This is a genomic window from Rhodocytophaga aerolata, assembly GCF_030503435.1.
GTDB classification, from domain to species: domain Bacteria; phylum Bacteroidota; class Bacteroidia; order Cytophagales; family 172606-1; genus Rhodocytophaga; species Rhodocytophaga aerolata.
On sequence record NZ_JAUKPO010000038.1, the window covers coordinates 15,661 to 36,996 of the forward strand.

19 protein-coding genes are annotated in these 21,336 nt (G+C 44.4%); 13 read left to right on the forward strand and 6 right to left on the reverse strand.

Annotated features, from left to right (window positions below):
• Window positions 1-118 precede the first annotated feature (118 nt).
• Window positions 119-1,414, reverse strand: coding sequence for an MFS transporter (locus tag Q0590_RS31710; protein WP_366970588.1), 1,296 nt, complete (start codon window positions 1,412-1,414; stop codon window positions 119-121).
• 57 nt (window positions 1,415-1,471) lie between these two features.
• Between Q0590_RS31710 and Q0590_RS31715 the strand changes: the two genes are divergently transcribed.
• Window positions 1,472-1,627, forward strand: coding sequence for a hypothetical protein (locus Q0590_RS31715; protein WP_302041684.1), 156 nt, complete (start codon window positions 1,472-1,474; stop codon window positions 1,625-1,627).
• A gap of 45 nt (window positions 1,628-1,672) precedes the next feature.
• Here Q0590_RS31715 and Q0590_RS31720 read toward each other — a convergent pair whose 3' ends face one another.
• From Q0590_RS31720 to Q0590_RS31730, 3 genes are all read right to left on the reverse strand, one after another.
• On the reverse strand, window positions 1,673-2,362 hold the full coding sequence (locus Q0590_RS31720) for a DsbA family oxidoreductase (protein ID WP_302041685.1): 690 nt from the start codon (window positions 2,360-2,362) through the stop codon (window positions 1,673-1,675).
• Window positions 2,363-2,667: 305 nt separating this feature from the next.
• A complete protein-coding gene (locus tag Q0590_RS31725) occupies window positions 2,668-3,150 on the reverse strand; it encodes a YdeI/OmpD-associated family protein (protein WP_302041686.1) in 483 nt (160 codons plus the stop codon).
• A gap of 74 nt (window positions 3,151-3,224) precedes the next feature.
• Window positions 3,225-3,767 (reverse strand): YfiT family bacillithiol transferase, encoded by a 543-nt coding sequence (locus Q0590_RS31730; protein ID WP_302041687.1) that lies wholly within the window; start codon window positions 3,765-3,767, stop codon window positions 3,225-3,227.
• A 310-nt stretch (window positions 3,768-4,077) separates the two neighbouring features.
• On the opposite strand from Q0590_RS31730, the gene Q0590_RS31735 reads away from it, so the two are divergent.
• From Q0590_RS31735 to Q0590_RS31790, 12 genes are all read left to right on the forward strand, one after another.
• The gene (locus Q0590_RS31735; RefSeq protein WP_302041688.1) at window positions 4,078-5,136 is read left to right on the forward strand and encodes a LacI family DNA-binding transcriptional regulator; all 1,059 of its coding nucleotides are present in this window, start codon (window positions 4,078-4,080) and stop codon (window positions 5,134-5,136) included.
• A gap of 214 nt (window positions 5,137-5,350) precedes the next feature.
• Window positions 5,351-6,367, forward strand: coding sequence for a Gfo/Idh/MocA family oxidoreductase (locus tag Q0590_RS31740; protein ID WP_302041689.1), 1,017 nt, complete (start codon window positions 5,351-5,353; stop codon window positions 6,365-6,367).
• Between the two features lie 277 nt (window positions 6,368-6,644).
• The gene (locus Q0590_RS31745) at window positions 6,645-7,997 is read left to right on the forward strand and encodes a Gfo/Idh/MocA family oxidoreductase (protein ID WP_302041690.1); all 1,353 of its coding nucleotides are present in this window, start codon (window positions 6,645-6,647) and stop codon (window positions 7,995-7,997) included.
• Between the two features lie 115 nt (window positions 7,998-8,112).
• Window positions 8,113-9,435 (forward strand): sugar MFS transporter, encoded by a 1,323-nt coding sequence (locus tag Q0590_RS31750; RefSeq protein ID WP_302041691.1) that lies wholly within the window; start codon window positions 8,113-8,115, stop codon window positions 9,433-9,435.
• Between the two features lie 21 nt (window positions 9,436-9,456).
• The gene (gene nagA, locus Q0590_RS31755; protein ID WP_302041692.1) at window positions 9,457-10,659 is read left to right on the forward strand and encodes an N-acetylglucosamine-6-phosphate deacetylase; all 1,203 of its coding nucleotides are present in this window, start codon (window positions 9,457-9,459) and stop codon (window positions 10,657-10,659) included.
• A gap of 43 nt (window positions 10,660-10,702) precedes the next feature.
• Window positions 10,703-11,497, forward strand: a complete 795-nt coding sequence (locus tag Q0590_RS31760; protein ID WP_302041693.1) for a glucosamine-6-phosphate deaminase — start codon at window positions 10,703-10,705, stop codon at window positions 11,495-11,497.
• Between the two features lie 612 nt (window positions 11,498-12,109).
• On the forward strand, window positions 12,110-13,381 hold the full coding sequence (locus Q0590_RS31765) for an Nramp family divalent metal transporter (protein ID WP_302041694.1): 1,272 nt from the start codon (window positions 12,110-12,112) through the stop codon (window positions 13,379-13,381).
• Between the two features lie 17 nt (window positions 13,382-13,398).
• Window positions 13,399-14,415: an NAD-dependent epimerase/dehydratase family protein gene (locus tag Q0590_RS31770; protein ID WP_302041695.1), complete on the forward strand. Its 1,017-nt coding sequence runs from the start codon at window positions 13,399-13,401 to the stop codon at window positions 14,413-14,415.
• Between the two features lies 1 nt (window position 14,416).
• Window positions 14,417-15,490 carry a dihydrodipicolinate synthase family protein gene (locus Q0590_RS31775; RefSeq protein ID WP_302041696.1) on the forward strand — a complete coding sequence of 358 codons (1,074 nt, stop codon included), beginning with the start codon at window positions 14,417-14,419 and terminating at the stop codon, window positions 15,488-15,490.
• 267 nt (window positions 15,491-15,757) lie between these two features.
• Window positions 15,758-16,525, forward strand: coding sequence for an SGNH/GDSL hydrolase family protein (locus Q0590_RS31780; protein WP_302041697.1), 768 nt, complete (start codon window positions 15,758-15,760; stop codon window positions 16,523-16,525).
• A 22-nt stretch (window positions 16,526-16,547) separates the two neighbouring features.
• Window positions 16,548-17,681, forward strand: a complete 1,134-nt coding sequence (locus tag Q0590_RS31785; protein WP_302041698.1) for a plastocyanin/azurin family copper-binding protein — start codon at window positions 16,548-16,550, stop codon at window positions 17,679-17,681.
• On the forward strand, window positions 17,678-19,159 hold the full coding sequence (locus Q0590_RS31790) for a PQQ-dependent sugar dehydrogenase (RefSeq protein WP_302041699.1): 1,482 nt from the start codon (window positions 17,678-17,680) through the stop codon (window positions 19,157-19,159). Before Q0590_RS31785 ends, Q0590_RS31790 begins: the two co-directional genes overlap by 4 nt.
• An 86-nt stretch (window positions 19,160-19,245) precedes the next feature.
• Here Q0590_RS31790 and Q0590_RS31795 read toward each other — a convergent pair whose 3' ends face one another.
• Window positions 19,246-20,568 carry a polysaccharide deacetylase family protein gene (locus tag Q0590_RS31795; RefSeq protein ID WP_302041700.1) on the reverse strand — a complete coding sequence of 441 codons (1,323 nt, stop codon included), beginning with the start codon at window positions 20,566-20,568 and terminating at the stop codon, window positions 19,246-19,248.
• 195 nt (window positions 20,569-20,763) lie between these two features.
• Window positions 20,764-21,324, reverse strand: a complete 561-nt coding sequence (locus Q0590_RS31800) for a YfiR family protein (protein WP_302041701.1) — start codon at window positions 21,322-21,324, stop codon at window positions 20,764-20,766.
• Window positions 21,325-21,336: the final 12 nt, after the last annotated feature.

A 21,336-nucleotide genomic window follows, 5' to 3' on the forward strand; every position in this document is an offset into this window, starting at 1 on the left:
AGGGTAGGGCCCAGTTTAAGCTATATTTCAAAAGTTAATAAATCACCTTATAAATCCTAGTATAGATTCCTGTAATCAACAGTAAACAGGGATACGTATCTAGCATGTTAACAAAAGCTTACAGCGTCATTCCTGTTTTCTGAATAGCTGGTCTGGCTATGAAAAGGAGAAAAAACAGCAGGGCAAGCATAAGCAACCCGCATAAAATACCGATGGTTGGTGCCGATAGCCACGACAATATGTACCCGGAAACATACGACCCTACCACATCACTAAAATTTACCAGGGACATATAGGTCGTAAACTGGGCTGCTTCTATCCCTTTCTGGCTGATATTCATTAAAATAGGCATGGCCGCTATGCTAAAACTAGGATCAAACATATACCAGACCAGTAAACCAGTAGATGAGACAGCCTGATTGTTCCACAAAGGGGCCATCAGGTTAAAAAGCAACAGAAAGCCACCAATCAGGCCAATAGTAATACATAAGAGTTTGCCTGCACCCATTCTGTCGGAAAGGATGCCGCCGGCCACCATCACCAGCGTAGCCCCTACCACCACATACGAGCTGCTGAGAGTAGAAAGATATGTATCTGTCCAATGCAATTCCTGAATCAGATAGACATTTAAGGAGCGGACAAATATACTCAGGCAGATGTAAACAAGGGCAATTACACCAAACGTACGTAAACTCAGCTTACTGAGCAGGGCAGTAAATAATTTCAAAAAGATGGATGTTAGGGTAGGCTGTTCATTCGTGGCTTGCTGATCATTCCGGACAAAACGGAAAGCCAGGAGTGCGTCTTGTTCATTTTCTTTGATAAAAAACGTCAGCAAAGTGAATGCAAGTAACATAAGCCCCTGCATGAGTACCGCTGCCTGAAAGCCCCAACTTCGTAAGCACAGGGCCATTACTGCTCCCCCCAACGAACTACCAATAAGCATCCCTCCCCGCATACACGCATTCACCCTACCTCTTTCGGCTACTGGCGTTACACTTATTGCCATAGCATCCACACTGGCATCTTGAATGGAGGCAAACACAGAATGTAGAAAAAAGCAGGCAGATAAAAGATAGATTTCTTGTGCCGGGTTCACTACCAGCAGCAAAGCCAGGGATGCCAAACAGGCACAGAGTTGCGACACCACTACCCAGGGTTTGCGGCTGCCCATAGCTGTATGCTGAAAACGGTCGATGAAGGGACCCCAGATAAACTGAACAGTCCAAGGTAAACCCACCAGGGCAACAAAGGTACCTACCTGCTGAGCTGATAGTTCTTCAGCCAGTAAGAAGTTAGCAAGGGCTGTTAGTGCAAATCCGGCTGGCAAGCCTTGCATAAAATACAGGTAAAAGAAAGTAACTAACCGCAAAGGGCGGCTTTTACTCAATACAAGCGGATAGGCAGCAGTCAATTCAGTGAAAATGATAAATCCGGTGGTTGTTTACAGCTATCTTTGTAACAAGCCTACGTGCCAATTGTTTTCAGAACTGACCGTGTGCCGGTTTTCCTGAATAACCGGATAAAAGCCTTTACTATGTTGGATGGGAAAGTTTCCCTGGAAGGGAAGGGAAAGAAAACAGTCAGGTGCATACGTAAGTTTGCGTATGCACCTGAAAAGAGCTAATTACTTATAGATAATGAAATAGGGTAGTAGAGAGGTAAAGCAGCGTTACTGGCAAATACCATCAGGCGTACAGAATCCCCCATCTGCTGTAAGGGTTAACTGCTCTTCCTCATGGGCTTTTTGCAGGGCTTTGGCAAATACACTACTTGGCTGTGCCCCAGATACCGCATATTTGTTGTTGAACACGAAGAAAGGTACCCCTCTGGCCCCAACCTGCCCAGCCAGGTATTGATCTTCCTGCACTTCTTGTGTATACCTGTCACTTTCCAGCACCTGTTTTACTTCTTCTGCATTCAACCCAATTTCAATTCCCAGCTGTAGCAAAATATCAGTGTTTCCAATGTCTTTGCCTTCGGTAAAGTAGGCTATAAACAAACGTTCTTCCGCCTGGTCAGCCAGGCCATGTTTGGCGGCTAGGTGAATAAGCCGGTGGGCATTCAGGGTGTTCGCCACTACAGCCTTGTCTAAATTATACGATAGGCCTACTTGCTGGGCCGCTTGGGTAACATACTCATTCATTTCTCGGGCATGCTCCAGGGTAATTCCTTTACGCTTGGCCAGGTAATCGTTCAGTGTTTGTCCGGAGTTGGGCTTAATTGACGGGTCAAGCTGGAAACTCCGCCAGACTATTTCCACAGATTCTTTGGCTGCGAAATCTTTTAATGCATTCTCAAAGTGGCGTTTGCCAATGTAGCAGAACGGGCAAACCACATCAGACCATATTTCTACTTTCATACGTTTAAGTTATTTCTACGGAATATTGTTTTTCTTTGTATGCCTTATTAACCTATCATCTTTTCCTAAAAGATAACAGGCAGGTATACGTACCTAGAAACCGAGAAGGAGATAGATAGTTCCCTTCTTTTCTACTAAGCAAAACCTCCCAACGCAGAAAAAACTAGTTGCTTATAAATGTAATACAGTAGAATAAAGCCAGTGAAGGGAACAAGCTTTCATGATCTATTACTATTCGGTGAACTGCCTCAAAAGCAGGCGATTGAAAGCTGTTTACATAGAGGAGTACCGGTGCAGCAGCCGGACTAGCCTGGATTTCGCGGTGTACGTTTTAATTTTTCTACTATCTCCAGTGCCCTTTTTATGCGGGTATCTACCGTCTTAGCTGACCGTACATAGTGAATGTAGCCTCGTTGCCTGCCCGGCAACACAGTATTGAACAGAGAATTGCCCCAGGCATCTTGTGCCAGTACTTCTTGTAGCTCTTCTGGTAACAGTAACCCATTTTCCGGATCGGGGCGGATTGCCACCTTAAATGGGTTGCCATAGGTTAGTTTATGTTGCTTAATTAAGGCCTTGCTCACAATAATGATGTAGTCGTTTCCTCTGGGGTTGAGTGCACAAGGAAATTCTTCCGCCTGTTCTATAGAACATAATACCCGGATAGCTCCCTTAGGTGTTCTGAATTGCTCAGCTACCTGGGCCGGAAGCAGAATGGAAGAAGTAAACATGGGGCTTTCCTGTTCGGTAAGGGTAGCCATAAAATGTACAGGTGTTTCTTTCTCCATATGTACTGGTGAACCAAAAGACTTTTAAGAGATATTTCTGCTTGATTATTCCTTTTCCTGGCAACTATTGCTTTTTAAGTGAGAGAAAACGCATGAGGCTGCTTGCCCAAGGCTAGCTGAATATGTGCCAGATGGTGTTCCAGATGCCATACTGCCATATGCAAAGCGGCTTTCAGGCTGAAGTGGATTTTCCGCACCGGATGATAATACGATTTACTAAATGCCTGTTCATCCACTCGCTTGAGCAAGTACAGAAACCGGTTAGTTATTCCTTCCAGCATCAGCAGGGAATCGGAAACTGGTGCATCCGTGGCATCTTTGGTAGCCGCCCAGGCATCCATGTCTATAGTAGTAGCTATGTATCCTTCTTCAGTTAGTAGTTTTTTCACCCGCAAAAAATTAAGCAGGTGAATATCGGCTACATGGTGCGTTAGTTGCCTGATGGTCCAGCTGCCCTCCCGGTAGGTTTTTTCCAGATCAGTTTCTGCTAAAGAGGCTACCTGTTGTTTGTACCGTGTAGGGGCCGTTGCCATAGCAGCCAGTAGTTTTTCCATGTCCCCGTCGGTATAGGTGGGCTTCACTCCAAAGCGGCCAATGGGGTATTGCAGGTTTTCCATATGCGTAAAGTTTACCAGCTGCTAGTTAGAGTCAATCGGGCAAAAAGTCAATATTGAGTTGTAAATAAACTTTCTGCTTAGAAGAGTCTGTACCCAATCTGGGATTATTCCTCTTGTAAAGGCTGGCTGTTGGTTATTTCCTTGTACTACTCATGCGTTAGCCGGGCAGAAAAGGGTGTTTTGTTTGTTTCCGATGGAGCTTTTTTCTATTATTGCTTGCAGTCAACAAGTACCTCCAGGAAAATAACATGGTTAATCCCTTTAGAAAGCTGCGCTTCGCTGTTGATTTTAATTTTCCGTACTGTATCCGATGAAAAAAAGTTTAAATGAATCTGGCGTAAAAGAGATAGCCCGGCGGGCAAATGTATCCATAGCAACGGTAGACCGGGTAATTCATAACCGGACCGGCGTTTCCTTGAAAACCCGCAATAAGATCAGTAAGATTATTGAAGAATTAAATTACCAGCCCAACTTACTGGCCAGCCGCCTGGCTTCCAGAAAAGTATTTACCTTGGGCATCCTGATTCCTGGGGTATCGGCAGAAACCGTATTCTGGGAAGCTCCCCTGAAAGGTATTCAGCGGGCGGCAACCGAAATTAAACAGTACGGGTTTATGACGGAAATTTACTTTTTTGATCTTAATGATAAAGATTCCTTTAAAAAGCAAGCTACCTTGATGCTCGATAAACAGCCAAATGGCGTGTTGCTATCTCCGTCTTTTTTAGAAGAATCCATTGAAGTGGCCAGCATTTGTAAGCAACTGGCTATCCCGTATGTCTTCATAGATTCCAATATACCTGGCCAGGAAAATCTCTGCTATATAGGTCCTCACTTGTTCAAAAGCGGCTACGTTGGCGCCAAATTACTAACCTATGCAATAAGTAACCAAAGTAAAGTGCTGGTGGTAAATATCTCAAAAGAGATAGACAATTACAATTACCTGCAGATAGAAGAAGGCTTCCGGGCCTATTTCTCCGATCATTCGCATACACATACAATTGTACGGGTAGATATCCGGCAAACAGATTACCCGTCCATCGCCAGTAGTCTTACTCAGGTGCTGAATACGCATGCAGACATTGAAGCAATCTTTGTAACCAATTCCAGAGTCTTTTCGGTAGCTAACTTTCTGGAATCCCGCAAAGAAACCAATATCACGTTAATCGGCTACGATTTTCTGGAAGATAATATTGAACAACTTAAGAAAGGCACCATCCAGTTTTTAATTTGCCACAAGCCTGAAGAGCAAGGTTACCGCGGAGTGATGGCCCTTTATCAACGGCTGTTGGGCGCATCTCCAGTAGAAAAAGAGTATTATATGCCTATAGACATCATTATGAAAGAGAACTATGAGTTTTACCGGAACTAACTTTTAACTCCAGTACTGTCTGCAAAATTGGCATTCAGCGGTCATTACAACTTTTTATTTGCCAGTTTTACTTAGCAACAAAAGTATATGGAAACTAAACGAAAAAGTTGTTTATAAAAAGAAGTTTGCCTACTTTCGGGTACGTACCCGAATAAGTTTGTACATAGTATACATTTACGATTACCCATCTGATTTACAAGGGTATAATAAGCATATGAAACAGACGCATAATCGAAGAAACTTTTTAAAAGCCATGGCAGCCACAGGTATTGGTTTAGGGCTAAGCGGAAATCTGCCGGCAGCCGGAAAAGCAGATGCCGGAAAAAGGGTAGGCATTATCGGCCTGGATACTTCCCATAGTATTGCGTTTACTAAAGTATTGAATGCACAAGATGCCGGGCCACAGTTTGGAAATTATAAAGTGGTAGCCGCCTATCCCTATGGCAGTAAAGACATAGAATCCAGTACAAAACGGATTCCTGATTATATTGAAGAAATAAAAACGTATAAGGTAGAAATAGTAGGTTCCATTAAAGAACTGCTTGATAAGGTAGATGTAGTGCTGCTGGAAACCAACGACGGACGTCTGCACCTGGAGCAAGCCTTACAGGTGTTTAAGGCCGGTAAGCGGATGTTTATAGACAAACCGGTTGCCGGATCATTGGCTGATGCTGTAGCCATTTACGATGCCTCTAAAAAATATAACATCCCGGTGTTTTCTGCTTCTTCTTTACGCTACATTAAAGGGGTTGAAGGCCTGGATAAAAGCAAGGTTTTGGGTGCCGATACCTTTAGCCCGGCTACCATTGAAAAAACACACCCGGATTTGTTCTGGTATGGCGTTCATGGGGTAGAAACCTTATTTACTGTGATGGGCAGAGGATGCAAAAGTGTAGTTAGGGTGCATACCGAAGGCACCGATGTGGTAATTGGCACCTGGGAAGATGGCCGGGTAGGCACTTTCCGTGGAACCCGTACCGGCAAGCATGAATACGGAGGAACCGTGTATGGAGAAAATGGAAATATTGTATTAGGGCCGTATGCTGGGTATGAGCCTTTGCTGGAAAATATTATTACCTATTTTCAAACAGGCCAGGTACCGGTAAGCCCGGAAGAAACCCTGGAAATATTTGCCTTTATGGAAGCAGCTGATGAGAGCAAACGCAAAAACGGGGCCTCAGTAACCCTGGCCAGTGTGTTAGAGAAAGCAAAAAACAATAAACGAAAGTAAATCCTGGGCTTCTTCTGGCAGCAGCCTGCAATAATGGCTTCCACTATAAAGATAACCCCTCTTAGGATTACACATTTGACAGGTTTTTTGTACATTTCCTTACACTCAATGATCGATTAGTCAGCTGATATATTTTCTGAAACATGTTACAGGATTACGAGTATGGCAAGATGGCTACTTTCTTTTTAATAAAGCAAGAAAAGCGTGAATAAGCTCATGCTTCCTGAAGGTAATGACTAGTAAAGTGAAGATCTTAACAAATTAACCTATACCAATTATGACAACCATGAATGATTCCCGCAGGAGTTTTATCAAAAAAACAGTCGCCGGGGCTGCTGCCTTATCCGTAGGTGGCATTTTGCCAGCTTTTACAGCAAAAAGTTATGGCAGCATCTGGAAAGCCAATGAGAAAATACGGGTAGTTGTGATGGGCGTAAATAGCCGGGGTCTGGCACTATCCAACAACTTTGCTTCACAGCCTAATTGCGAAGTAGCGTATATTTCTGATGTAGATTCCAGAGCTGCGGAAAAATGTATAGCGAGTGTAGAAAGCATTCAGAAGAAAAAGCCGAAAGCCCAGAAAGATTTCAGAAAAGCTCTGGAAGATAAAAATGTAGATGCATTAGTTATTGCTGCTCCTGATCACTGGCATGCTCCGGCAGCCATTATTGCCTCCAAAGCTGGCAAGCATGTATACCTGGAAAAGCCTTGCAGCCACAATCCTAACGAAGGCGAAATACTGGTGGCTACGGCCAGTAAATACAAAAATGTAATCCAGATGGGTAACCAGCGGCGCTCATGGCCTAAAGTCATGGAAGCCATTGCTGAGTTGAAAAGCGGTGTCATTGGTCGCCCGTATTTTGCCAAAGGCTGGTATACCAACAACCGGGCTTCTATCGGAACAGGGAAGGAAGCAGCCGTACCCACCTGGCTGGATTATGAGCTGTGGCAGGGGCCGGCACCCCGTATGCCGTATAAGGACAATGTGGTGCACTACAACTGGCATTGGTTCTGGAACTGGGGTACCGGCGAGGCATTAAATAATGGGACACATATGGTGGATTTAATGCGCTGGGGCCTGGGTGTGGAATATCCTACGCGTGTTACTTCTTCCGGAGGGCGCTACCGCTATAAAGATGACTGGGAAACCCCGGATACGCAGGTGATCAACCTGGAGTTTGCCAATAATACGGCCATGACCTGGGAGGGAAGAAGCTGCAATGGCAGAACTGTGGAAGGAAGCAGTGCAGGGGTGATGTTTTATGCAGAAAATGGTTCCATGCTACTGGATGGCGGAAATTCCTACAAGATTTTTGATCTCGACAATAAGGTAGTAAAAGATGTAAAGAATGATATAGAAGTGAATGCCCTCGACCGGACTAACCCTTCCCAGTTGCTGGATGCGTTGCATATTCAAAACTTCTTTGAAGCTATCAGCAAAGGAACAGCCTTGAATGCTGAAATAGTGGGTGGTCACCAGAGCACGTTGCTTTGTCAGCTGGGTAACATTGCCCTGCGTTCAGGTGGTACGTTGAATATTGATGCAAGTAATGGCCATATCAAAGATAATCCTGGTGCATTACAATACTGGAAAAGAGACTACCATCAGGGCTGGGAACCCACCGTGTAATGGATTACTGACGAATGACTATGGATTGCAGGAATTTGATATAATCAGTCATCAATTGTGATTCGTCAGTACCCTTTTGTGGGAAGTAGTCCTTTGTTTTAAAAACAACTTTTTCATGAGCCACTCAGCAGCCGTTGTCGATGTACAAACCTTAAATAAACGGGATACGGTCGTTTCTATCCTGATTATTGGTGTGTTGTTTTTTATTTTTGGATTTATTTCCTGGGTAAACGCCATTCTGATTCCCTATTTTAAGATTGCCTGCGAACTCACCAGTTTTCAATCATACCTGGTGGCTTTTGCTTTCTATATTTCTTATTTTATTATGTCGGTGCCTGCTTCTTACCTGCTGAAAAAAGTAGGTTTTAAAAAAGGCATGATGCTTGGCTTCTGGGCTATGGCCTTGGGGGCATTTATTTTCGTTCCGGCGGCGCTTGTACGTACCTATGAAATCTTTTTACTTGGCTTATTTACGATTGGCGTAGGGTTAGCCATCTTGCAAACAGCGGCAAACCCCTATATTACCATTCTGGGCCCCAAAGAACGGGCGGCTCAACGAATCAGTATGATGGGCATTTGCAACAAAGCAGCCGGAATTCTGGCGCCTATTCTATTTGCCGCGGTTATCCTCCGGCCAACCGATACTGAGTTGTTTAAGGAATTAGCTACCATGAGTGAAATGGAAAGAGGTGCCGCATTAGATGAACTTATCCGCAGAGTGATTCCTCCCTATGCAACGGTTGGCACTTTTCTTTTTGTACTGGGAATACTGGTGTATAAATCTCCCTTGCCGGAAATTAATACCGAACAGGAAGATGAGAAGCTGGCTACGGCCAATGCCGGAAAATCCAGTATCTTCCAGTTCCCTCATTTAATTCTGGGAGCACTGGCTATTTTTCTGCATGTGGGCACCCAGGTAATAGCTATCGATACCATTATTGGCTATGCCAACTCGATGGGTATAGATTTGCTGGAAGCCAAAGTATTTCCGTCGTATACTTTGTTTGTTACTATTTGTGGCTATCTACTAGGCATTGTTACTATTCCAAAATACATCCGGCAGGTAAATGTATTTCGTATCTGTGCACTGCTCGGAACATTCTTTACACTGATGATTATTCTCACCAGCGGATCAGTAAACTTGCTGGGACATCAAACGGATGTTTCTATCTGGTTTGTAGTGCTGCTTGGCCTGCCTAATTCTCTGATATGGGCAGGTATTTGGCCACTAGCGCTAGATAGTCTGGGCCGTTTTACCAAATTAGGGGCTTCTATCTTAATTATGGGTTTGTGTGGCAATGCCCTGATGCCACTTGCTTATGGATATGTAGCCGATTTATATGATGTGCGAACTGCCTATTGGGTGCTTTTTCCTTGCTATCTGTACCTGGTGTATTATGCATTCTATGGGCACCAGGTAAGAAGGTGGAAATTATAAAATTACATTAGCCAGCAAACCATGCAACCTACCTACATAAAGATACATAATGGCAAAATACTTACCCCATACCGCATCATCGAGGGCGGAACGGTAGTTATTTCTGGTAATACCATCATTGAGGTAAGCGGAGGAGAGATAGAAGTGCCCCATGCGTTTGAAATAGATGCTGGTGGCAAATACATTGCGCCTGGCTTTATGGATATACATATTCATGGGGGTGGCGGCTACGACTTTATGGATGGCAGCGAAGAAGCATTTCTGAAAATAGCCGAAATCCATGCCCAACATGGCACTACTTCCATGGTGCCTACCACCCTTACCAGTGAAAAAGAAAACCTGCTGCAAACACTCAACATATACGAGCAAGCTAACAGGAACAATACCAAAGGTGCCCATCTCCTGGGTATGCACCTGGAAGGTCCGTATTTTGCCATGAATCAGCGGGGCGCCCAGGACCCACGTTACATCCGCAAACCAGATCCGGCAGAGTATCAGGAAGTGCTGGCAAAGTCTTCTTCCATCTTGCGCTGGAGTGCCGCCCCTGAGCTGGATGGAGCCATTGAATTTGGCAAATACCTTCGTTCTAAAGGCGTACTGGCCGCTGTAGCCCATACAGACGCTATTTATGAAGAAGTATTGGAAGCTTTTGAGCATGGCTATAGTCTGGCCACGCATTTATACTCGGCTATGTCTGGGGTAACCAGGCGAAATGCTTTCCGCTATGCCGGCACCATTGAGGCAGCTTACCTGATTGATGAAATGGATGTGGAAATCATAGCCGATGGTATACATCTGTCGGCACCCCTGTTAAAACTCGTCTATAAGATTAAAGGATCGGGCCGGACAGCCTTAGTTACCGATGCCATGCGGGCTGCTGGTATGCCTCCCGGCGAAAGCATTCTGGGTCCAATCAAAAACGGATTGAAAGTAATTGTAGAAGATGGTGTGGCAAAATTACCAGACCGTACCTCGTTTGCTGGCAGTGTAGCTACTGCCGACCGCCTTGTTCGCAATATGATCCGGATGGCAGGGGTGCCCTTACTTGAAGCTGTACAAATGATTACCACTACGCCTGCCAGAATTATGGGCGTGGATAAAAAGAAAGGCTCCCTGGTGGCAGGCAAAGATGCAGATATTGTCATTTTTGATGAGAATATTCAGATAGAGCTAACCATGGTGAATGGAAACGTAGTCTATAACCGGCAATTTTTACTAGTGTGAGGTATACTTCTCAACCGAAAGTTTTATAACCATTTATTTTAACATGCATGATCAGATGAAGAAAGACAAGCTGGAGGTAAAGATTTTCGAAAACAGGCTTTTAATGGGCAACGCTGCGGCCAGTGAGGTAGGAGAGAAGATTAAAGAACTACTGGAAAAGCAAGAATCAGTAAACATCATATTTGCAGCAGCTCCTTCCCAAAATGAATTTCTGGCTGCTTTAGCTAAGGAAAAGGAGATTGACTGGAGCCGGGTAAATGCTTTTCATATGGATGAATACATAGGTTTACCGGCTGATGCTCCCCAAAATTTCGGTACGTTCCTGAAAGAGAGGTTTTTTTCTAGGGTTCCGCTTAGGTCTGTTCATTACCTGAATGGAAATGCCACTGATATACAAGCGGAATGCAACCGTTATGCTGCGCTGCTAATGAACTATCCGACAGATATTGTGTGCATGGGGATCGGGGAAAATTGCCACATTGCCTTTAATGATCCGCATGTAGCCAGGTTCGAAGATCCCAGGTTGGTAAAGGAAGTAAACCTGGACAATGCATGCCGACAGCAACAAGTCAATGACGGATGTTTTCATGCGTTTAAAGAGGTGCCTGCTTTTGCTTTAACCTTAACCATTCCGGCATTAATGCAGGCAACTACGGTGTATTGCATGGTGCCAGGACCTACTAAAGCACAGGCCGTACACTACACATTAACTGAGCAAATCAATGAAAAATACCCTTCTACCATCCTGCGTAAACATACTCAGGCTACTCTTTTTATTGACAAAGATAGTGCAGGGCTGTTGAAATCCGTTAACCTTCTACAACATAGCTTCAGCTGAGTATTTCGCCGATATAGTCTCGAACATTTGCCTATCAAACTCCTATCGAAATTAAAAAATATTAAAAAGTCTTTTATCGTAGTTAATTTTATTGTAAATTTCGTGTACGTTACCGGAGCTAAAAATTGCAGTTAGCTTATATTCTGCTAAGCAAAATTTTTTCATGCTTGCGTAATGCAATAAACCACTACATGCCAGACACAAGAATGAAAGTGCTAGACCGGCCATGGTATGTTACCTGTGTAAATAAATACTTGCCTAAGCTAGTTAAAGGCAGATGTTTGGGCTAAGCCTGAAGTTTTTCATTGTTTGAATGTTTAAGGTTACCTATTAATAATTGGTTTGGTTAAATAGTCCTGCCCCTGGATAAGCGCAATACTTGTGCAGGTGGCAGGAGTATTTTAATAGATGAAAAGGCGAAGTAGAAATCCTATATATATGAGGTTGCTAGGTTTAGGTAGTTAAAACCTGTACGCAGATGTGCTGCCTGTTGCCGAATGATAGATTCTAGAAGAGGCGAATACCTGGATGACAGAATATTTTCGGTTGGGAGTATTTCACCAGAACACCAGAAGCATTATCTTGAATGCTGCCTTCATTTAATGTAAATCTATGACGCCAAAAACGATTAAAAATTCGTCTATACCTACAGAAGAGAAAACGTATGAGGAAAGAGGGGTTATTTCGCAGGTAAAACAATGGCTACTATCGCTGGGACCGGGCATTATTACGGCTGCACTCGTATTTGGCCCCAGCAAAATGACGATAACTTCTAAACTGGGGGCAGAATATGGCTATGCCTTATTATGGATAGTGGTGGTGGCTATCTTTTTTATGGTCATTTTTACAGCTATGGCGGCCCGCATAGGCATGGCTACCCGCCAATCTTTGCTAAGTACGATCCGGCAAAAATGGGGTAGGGGGGCAGCGGTGGCTATTGGCTTGGGTGTTTTTTTTGTTACTACTTCTTTCCAGGCGGGTAATTCGATCGGTGTGGGTATTGCTATTGCAGAAGCAAATGATACATCGCCTGCTACATGGGTTGTTTTATTTAATATAGTAGGAATTGGCCTTCTTTTTTTCAGGGCTTTTTATAAAGTATTAGAAAAACTCATGATTTTTTTGGTGGGCTTAATGCTTTTTGCCTTTGTCACTACCCTATTTTTAGCCGAGCCCGACCTGGCCGGAGTAGCCAGTGGATTTGTTCCTTCATTACCTGTTGGTTCGCTGGGATTGGTAATTGCCTTTACTGCTTCCTGTTTTTCCATTGTAGGTGCTTTTTACCAATCGTATCTGGTGCAGGAAAGAATAAAAGCCAATCCTGGAAGCCAACAAACCACCGATAGCAGTAAAACAGGCATTATCATCCTGGGAGTAATGAGTGCCATCGTCATGATCTGTGCAGCTGCTGTTTTAAACCGGCAAGGAATTAAAGTTAGCAGTGCTTCCGATATGGCCAAAGCCTTGGAGCCTCTTTTCGGCAGTTATGCTTCTACCTTATTTCTCACCGGCTTATTTGGGGCCTCTTTCTCTTCTCTGGTGGGCAATGCAACCGTAGGGGGTACCTTATTGGGCGATGCATTGGGGTATGGCAGTAGCTTACATGCAAAACCTGTAAAAATCCTGATTGCCCTGGTTATGATCATTGGAGCAACCATTGCTATCTTATTTGGAAAACTTCCACTGCAATTAATTGTATTTGCCCAGAGTATTACTATTTTTCTGGTTCCTTTTATTGGCATTGCCCTGTATGCTATTGCCAACGATGCCGGCATTATGGGTGCGCAGAAAAACTCTGTAGCTGTAAAAGTTTTTGGTGGCCTGGGCTTGCTGCTCATCATTACCCTGGCATTGAGTAATGTAAAAGAATTGTTTTTTAAATAGATGATAACCGTTCATAGATGCAAAGTTTACGTGAATTAGAAGAGGAGTTAGTAAAACCCTCTCAGGCCTTGATAAACGATTTGCGGGAGATAGCAGGCGATATAGTCATTTTAGGTGTAGGAGGGAAGATGGGCCCGAGCCTGGCGAAACTTGCCAAACGGGCAGCAGAGGCAGCAGGCATACATAAGCGGATCATTGGGGTTTCCCGCTTTTCAGAAAAAGGCTTACAGGAAGAGCTGGAAGCAGCAGGCATCGAAACTCACGCGGCAGATCTGTTAAACGAGGATGAGCTGGCAAAGGTACCAGAGGCTGCCAATGTATTGTACCTCGCGGGAACAAAATTCGGTACCACCGGAAAAGAATCGTTTACCTGGGCTATGAATACCTATTTGCCAGGCCGGGTAGCTGAGCGGTATAAACATTCCAGAATTGTAGCCTTTTCTACCGGAAATGTCTATCCTTTTACATCCGTGGCATCAGGTGGCCCCTCGGAAGATCATCCCACAGGCCCAATAGGTGAGTATGGGCAGTCTTGCCTTGGCCGCGAGCGGGTTTTTCAATATTTCTCCACCCACTATAACATTCCTACGCTGATCTACCGGCTGAATTATGCCATTGATCTGCGGTATGGGGTATTACTTGAAGTAGCCAAAGCTGTAAACGAGCAGCGCCCTATAGATCTAACCACCGGCAATGTAAATGTAATATGGCAAGGAGATGCCAATGAGATAGCCCTCCGGGCTTTGAGACACTGCGAAGTGCCAGCTAAACTACTGAATGTAACAGGCCCGGAAACCGTTTCTATACAATGGCTGGCAGAGCAGTTTGGCAAGTTGTTAGGAAAAACACCAGTATTTATCAATCAGGTGCAACCTACGGCCTTACTGAGTAATGCTTCGCAGGCACATCGCTTGTTTGGGTATCCGAGAGTAACCCTGCGGCAAATGATAGAACTCACGATAGCCTGGCTTACTCAAGGAGGAAAAACTATTAATAAACCTACGCATTTTCAGGAAAGAAACGGTCAATTTTAAGATGAACAACCTAGCCTTATGTCCGGAAATTAACGCATTACTACAGCAGGGAACCGTCATACCGGCACATCCGCTGGCACTTAATGAGCAGCGGCAGCTGGATGAAAAGCGGCAGCGCGGACTTACCAGGTATTATCTGGCGAGTGGAGCCGGTGGCGTGGCCGTAGGAGTACACACAACGCAGTTCGAAATCAGAGATCCAAAAATTAATTTATATGAACGGGTATTGCAGCTAGCGGCTGACGAGATTCAGCAGTCCAAAATTACCCGTCCGTTTATTAAAGTAGCTGGCATTGTTGGCCCCACTCAGCAAGCCTTAAAAGAAGCTAATCTGGCATTAACATATGGCTATGATCTGGGGCTGCTGAGCATGGGCGGCCTGCAAGGCTGGAGCGAAGAGCAGATCTTGGAGCGGGTAAGAGCTGTAGCCAACGTTATCCCAGTATTTGGATTTTATCTGCAACCCTCTGTGGGCGGCCGCATATTTACCTATGATTTCTGGCGGGCATTTGCCGATATTCCAAATATTTATGCCATCAAAGTGGCTTCTTTCAACCGCTACCAGACCCTGGATGTCGTGAGGGCGGTGTGTGCTTCAGACAGAAGAAATGATATTGCTTTATACACTGGAAATGATGACAATATAGTAGCAGATTTATTAACTACCTACCGTTTTACTATCGGTGGGCAAAAGATAGAAAAAGGGTTTGTCGGCGGCTTACTGGGCCATTGGGCCGTTTGGACTAAAAAAGCCGTAGAACTTCTCGCAGAAATTAAACAATGCCGGAATAATGGAAATGCCGGGATGGCTGAACTGCTTACCCGCAACATCGAAGTTACTGACATGAATGCAGCCATTTTTGATCCTAGCCATCATTTTCACGGGTGTATTCCTGGTATCCATGAAGTATTGCGCAGGCAAGGCTTATTGGAAGGCAGGTGGTGCTTAAACCCTATGGAAGAACTGTCTCCCGGCCAGCTGGAAGAGATAGACCGGGTGTGTGCCATGTATCCGCATTTGATTGATGATGCCTTTGTGAGGGAATTGCTGGCACAACAAGTTGCTATAAACTAACTACTATTCATCTGCTTTGTATAGTAAATAATTAAAGTCAAGGCTATATACATTACCGTAACTGGGCTGCTCTATAACGGTATCTGCCGGCAACCTGAGTCTGATGGATATATATGAAAAGGTAGCCTTTGACTAAGAAAGTAATTTCTTGCAGCAAGGCAGAGTTATTCTTTCGGTTGTAGCATTGTTAAGCATTTTTTACCGGAAATTTATAAATTACCAAGTGTTCGCTGGCATCCTGGCAGCATATTACAAGCCTAATTCTTTATGGAAGACAAACAAACGAGCAACCGCCGAAGTTTTATTAAAACAGCTTCTCTGGGAAGTGTGCTGGCTCTCAGTATTCCTGACATGGTAAAAGACGTGTTTGAGGAACAAAAAGTGAATAAAGTAACCTTATCAACCAATGATACAATCCTTTTTCAGGGAGATTCCATAACGGATGCTGGCAGGAAAAAGGAAGAGAAACATTTTAATTCTGCCCCAGCCTTAGGTTCTGGATATGCGTTTCTGGCGGCTGCCGAACTGCTCCATAAATATCCGGGTAAGCAGCTGAAAATTTATAACAGAGGGATAAGTGGAAACAAAGTATACCAGCTGGCCGAACGCTGGGAGGAAGATTGCCTGGCTATACAGCCCACCGTATTAAGCATACTCATTGGGGTAAACGACCACTGGCACGTAAAAAGAAATGGATACACTGGCACCCTAAAAACTTATCAGGACGATTACAAGGCATTACTAGACCGGACCAAACAAAAACTTCCGGATATAAAACTAATTATCGGCGAACCGTTTGGCGTGGCTGGCATAAAAGGGAATTATGAAATCTGGGAATCCCTGTTCAACGATTATCAGAAAGCTGCCCAGGATATTGCCAGTACCTTTGGCGCAGTATTTATACCTTATCAACGTGTGTTTGACAAAGCCATCAAGTCGGCTCCCAGGGAATACTGGACATATGATGGGGTGCATACAACCCTGGCAGGTGCCAAACTGATGGCGCAGGCCTGGACAGAAGCGGTAAAAGGATAATAGTAATTAACTCCTCATGCATGTGGTGCTGAAAATCAAACGGCTTTTTCTATTTGTTTCACTTCTATTTAATAGTCTTGGATTAGCCTATTCGCAGGCGGATTCTGCGGTACTGATTGCCATAAAAGCTATTCCAGGTTTACAATTTGATCAGGTACGTTTTCAGGTGAAACCTGGCACCAGGGTAACGCTCGTCTTAACAAACGAAGATGACATGAGCCATAACTTACTGATTACAGAGCCTGGGGCCAGAGAAGCGGTCGTACAGGCAGCCATGAACCTGGGAGAAAATGGCCCTAAGAAAGACTATGTGCCGGATTCTCCTAACGTGCTATGGTATATTCCGGTGCTTTTGCCAGAACAAACACAATCTATCACCTTTACTGCTCCTCAAACAACAGGAGTTTACCCCTATGTGTGTACCTATCCCGGCCATGGAGTCATCATGTACGGAGCCATGTATGTATCTACCGAACCTATGCCGGATCTAAAAATGGATAGGCATGTTCCACCAAGTAGAAAAGTAGCCGATTCACAGGCTAACTCTGGCGTTTCTCATGCAGAACACACCACACAAGCATTCCAAACCTATCATCCCTATCAGCCGGCCGCCCCGTATCTCTACCGTATTTTTATGCCGGATGCCAGTCCGGCTACTATTGCTGTGCACCTTCCACAAAAGGTATCGTATTGCTGGGATGCAGGTACGTGTTATCTGCGGTATGCCTGGCAAGGCGAATTTCTGGCCAATACAGACCAGTGGCAAGGCAAGGGAGATACCTTTGGTAAGCCAGGCGGTCCAATTTTTTTCCGGGACAAAACAGCGTACCCTTTACAAATGGGAAAGACGGATAGTAAACCTGACGTTGCGTTTATCGGGTACAAATTAAGTGAACGGTATCCGGAGTTTCATTACCAGGTAGATGGCATAGATGTGTATGAGTTAATAAAACCTACCCAGGAGGGGAATGGCCTGATCCGTACCTTTAGAATTCCTGACGTAAAAAGCACTGTATGGTTTATTACGCATCCCGGAGATGGTGTTGTCTATAGGTCGTCTGGTGGAAAATGGGTAGATAACAGATTAAAGCTCTCCCCAAAACAGGCCAGAACATTTACCATTTATATGGAAAAGAAGGGGGAACCAGGCTTATGAAAGGAAAATTACACCTACTTTTCATAACCTTTATAGCCCTATTCACCGGTGCCACATTGCCTACCTCAGATCCGGAGCCTTCATACCGGGTAGAATCTATAGAAATGCCAGAAGGGCTAGTGAGTGAAACCGGAGCCATTGAATTTTTGCCGGATGGACGCCTGGTAGCCGGATTCCACCGGGGAGAAATCCTCATTTATGATCCCAAAACCAAGCAGTGGACCTTGTTTGCAGAGGGCTTGCATGATCCGCTTGGCATACTGGTGGTGAGTAATACGGAACTGTTAATTATGCAACGTCCGGAGTTGACACGGGTGAAAGATACCGATGGCGACGGGCAAGCCGATGTATATGAGAAGGTGACCGATGATTTTGGCATTTCCGGCAATTACCACGAATACAATTATGGTCCGGTAAAAGATACGGCTGGAAATTTATTTGTCGGATTTAATACTGCTTCTCCCAACGGAAGTGTCTGGAAACAGGTACGTGGGCGGCTCGATACGTTAACGATTGGTTTTAAAGGGCAAATGTTTTCTCCGGTTCCTTACCGCGGATGGATTATGAAATTAACCCCTGATGGAACATTGCTGCCGTATGCGAGTGGCTTTCGGTCCCCCAATGGACTAGGTTTCGATCTGCAAGGAAATTTATTTGCCACCGATAACCAGGGAGACTGGGTAGGTACAAGTCCATTATATCATGTTCAGGAGGGTAAATTCTATGGGCATCCTTCCAGCCTGGTGTGGCAGAAAGGCTGGAATAAAGGTAATCCGCTAAAATTGCCAGTGGCTGAGCTGGACCAGATGCGGACAAAAGCCAGTGTGCTCTTTCCACATGGCATTATGGCTAATTCGCCTACACAACCGGTCTGGGATAAAACACAGGGCAAGTTTGGGCCTTTTGCCGGCCAGTTATTTGTAGGTGAAATGAACCAGGGGCGGATTGTACGGGTAATGCTGGAAGAAGTAGGGGGGCAGTGGCAAGGAGCCTGTATTCCTTTTCTTGACGATCAAGGTTTGCGGAAGGGTAACAATCGCCTGGCTTTTGCACCGGATGGCAGCTTATGGGTCGGGCAGAATGACCATGGCTGGGCAGGAGATAGAGGTATTCAGCGGATTGTGTTTACCGGCAAAACCCCAATGGACGTGTACACCATGAAGCTAACTAACACTGGCTTTGAGTTAACGTTTACTCAGCCAGTAGACGAAAAATCAGCTACTGATCTCAATACGTATAAGTTTCGACGATATAGGTATGCTTACCATGCCAAATATGGTTCTGACCAGTCGGATGTGCAGGCAGTAGCGGTAACCCATGTCAGCCTCTCCGCAGACCGCAGGAAGGTATCTCTTGACTTAGAGAGTTTAAAGCCTGGCTATGTATACGAACTTCAGTTAGGAGATATTCAAGCTGCTACAGGAGAGCCTATAGCCAACAAAATTATTTGCTACACCTTAAATCGATTAGCTATCTAGGAAAAGATACAACACCAGAAAAAAGAACTGGACGAGCAGGTAAAAATACTGCCCACTAGACGCTAGAATAATAATCTTCTCTTAGGTTATCCTTGCGCTTCGGCTACTTCTACAGGCTGTGCATTGGGTGTTGCCTGGTAAAGAATATAGCTTCCTTTGGCATCCTTTTGTACAGAAACTGTTTGCTCAGTTTCTCCTTGTTTTACCTGCGCAGTATTCCAATTATCGGGCACATAGGTTTTTAAGGTGAGAGGAACGGTATACATAGTTTTATCCAAAGAGTGGGTCAGGTTTACAAGAAGCTTATTGGTTTGCTCGGTAAGCGCTACTTTCGCATTCATCCGTTCACGCATATACTTTGTTGCATCTGCAAAAGTAGCTACCCATAGTTCATTTTCCTGCTTTTTAATATACTGAAAATATTCATCGAGCACTTCATGCGAAATAGCTTCCCAGCCAATGCCATCTACCCCATGAAAAACCAACACCAACCAGATATTATCATGTGCTGCCACGGTGTCAACCCAGGATTTCATTAAATCCATGGGAGTTTTGGAGAGTGCTCCTCGTTGCCATTGCACATATTCCTTGCCGGCCGTGCCAGGCTGAATTTTGCTGCTCCTGTTTAATTCTTCCAGAAATGGTTCGGGCATACGGTTTCGCAAGGCCGGATAAATTTTATGGGCATACGACATTACCCGTTCATCCTCTGTACCATAGGGACCTTCAGCTGAAAAAGTAGAGGCCGGGCCTAATTGTTTAAGAATATCTTCCTTGCTTTTTTCAAGCTCGTATAGCAGGTTAGCTTCGTCCAGCACAGCCAGGCGGGGATGCGTAACGGTATGGCTGGCAAATTCGTGCCCTTGTGCAGCATATTTCCGGATATCGTCCCAGGTAAGATCCTCTGATTCGGCTACTTCATTTTTGTTGGTTTGCCCGGGTTTGATTTCTCCCTTTCGCACCTTCTGGTATCCTTCGTCTATTGTTTTGTATGCTTCTTCCATTTTACCTGCTTCAAACAAGCTGCCAGCTCTGGTATGGTATTCTACGGTTCCTTCATAGCCGAGGAACCCTACAGCTGAGGCCCGTTCAAAAAAGTTTGCTTGATTGGTAGGAGTGGTAGCTGTTTCCGCAATAATTTCTTTCACTGGCCTGCCAATAAACTTGCCCTGATATTGTGAACCAGGAATATGCCCGGTGATGATAAAAAAGGTAGCAGGTAATTTCAGCCGGTTCATAATAGGTAAGGCCTGCCGGAACTGATTAATGGACCCATCGTCATAGGTGAGAGAAATGGCTCCTTTTTTTCCATGTGCCCATTTGGTTATTTCAGTCTCCCCGAATTTGTTCTCATGGGTAGTACAGGCATTCAATAGGCAAACAAAAGCAATTACAAATATTATTTTCATCAGGTTTAAGCTATTAATGTATGCTAGATAAGCGCACAGGAATATGGATACTGATTGACTGTGCTTAGCAGAGCAGGGGATAATATAGCAATGTTTTAAGTGCCTGAAAAGAATATCCGCTAAAAAAGAGTTTTTCTCAGAGAATATAGCTGATTTTAAAACAGACGTATGGGAAAGGAGACGAAGGTTATCTAGTTAATCTAGAATGGTATAGGCTAATGACAATAAATCTTTGCTGATTTTCATGCCCTGGCTTTCTATTTTTCCTTTATTAATTTCAAACTTGGTTTTGCCTTTGTCTTCTTCATCCACAAACAAGTTAATATCTATTCCTTTGCGAATTAATCCGGCTTTGCAGGAAACAAGCAAAATAGATTTGTTTTTACAAGCTTCTACATATTGCTTGAGCTTCCCGGCCTCTGAGGTAGGAATATACACTACCTGGCAATTATCTATTTCGGAAGCATCATGTATTTTCTTGATAATGATTTTGCGTCCTTTCATTTGGTTGGCAGTAGACATCTTATCAAAATGCTCGGTAGAGGTATTCCCTACAACGCCAATAATAAATTCAGATCCGGTATTGACAGGCCACTCAATATACTTGGTAAAGTTATAAATGAAAACAGGCACTATTTTCTCGTTTACTTCCTGTGCATGGCAAGATGGCCGCATTACCAGCGTGATAATTATGCTGCTTAGCAGGATAAAAAGTAATTTTCTAGACAAGGAAGTATATGTCAGGAAGGATGTCATTTCTAGGCTCTG